General features: G+C 42.1%; 1 protein-coding gene. It reads right to left on the bottom strand.

Translation table 11 applies throughout. The features are described 5' to 3' along the window. Nucleotides 1-1085 (bottom strand): replicative DNA helicase (locus ACFINW_RS09935; RefSeq protein WP_375674263.1); only part of this gene is annotated, 1085 nt, incomplete at both ends.

Genomic DNA, 1085 nt, shown 5'->3' with positions numbered 1-1085 from the left:
AAATCACTAAAGCGTGTAAAATCGGATTGAAAGGCAAGGGGAACGATTCCTGTCGGACCATGGCGTTGTTTTGCTATAATAACCTCGGCTTTACCCTTGGCTTGCTCCATTGCCTCTTGCCACTTGCTATACTCAGCAGTGCTTTCTTTGGGTTCTTCATTTTTGAGATAATATTCTTCACGATAAACGAACAGAACAATGTCGGCATCTTGCTCGATTGAACCAGATTCACGTAAATCGGAGAGTTGTGGACGTTTATCGGTTCGGTTTTCAACTTGACGTGAAAGTTGTGACAAAGCAATGATGGGAATATTGAGTTCTTTTGCAAGTGCTTTTAATCCGGTGGTAATGGCTGTAATTTCTTGAACGCGGTTTTCTAATGAACGCTTTGAACCGCTTGTCATGAGTTGGATATAATCGATAATCAAGACATCTAAACCATGTTGTCGTTTAAGACGCCTTGCACGGGCGGCCAATTGTGCAAGGGATACACCCCCCGTTTGATCAATATAAAGAGGGATTGTTTGTAAGGAACGCATTGCGTAAATGATGTTGGTAAATTGCTCTTCTGAGATATTACCACGACGCATATCAGAAGAAGAAACCTTTATTTGTTCTGAGATAATACGAGTTGCAAGCTGTTCAGTTGACATTTCAAGTGAGAAGAAACCTACAATACCCCCTTCATTGGTTTGGCTGTTATCATGACGCTTGCAAGCATTGGCAATATTAAAAGCAATATTGGTCGCCAGAGAGGTTTTCCCCATTCCAGGGCGTCCAGCTATGATAATCAAATCGGATGGCTGTAGCCCCCCCATTTTTTCATCAAGGGTTTTGATATGGGTAGCTATCCCTGAAAGCTGTGAGGAACGCTTTTTCGCAGCGCTTGCCATGTTAAGTGCTTTTGCAATGGCTGTATCAAAGTTTTCAAACCCACCCCCATATTTTCCTTTTTCGGCGAGCTCAAATAACTGATTTTCAATTGTTTCAATTTGTTGGGAAGGTGTAAGTTCGACAGGAGCATCAAAGGCTGTATTGGCAACTTCATTGCCAAGATTAATCAAAGAGCGTCGGATAAACAGATC

Origin of the sequence: Bartonella sp. AA18HLJMS (assembly GCF_042197245.1) — a bacterium.
GTDB lineage: Bacteria > Pseudomonadota > Alphaproteobacteria > Rhizobiales > Rhizobiaceae > Bartonella.
Note: the sequence above shows the minus strand (reverse complement) of the source record. Positions and strands in the feature narration are given on the sequence as shown.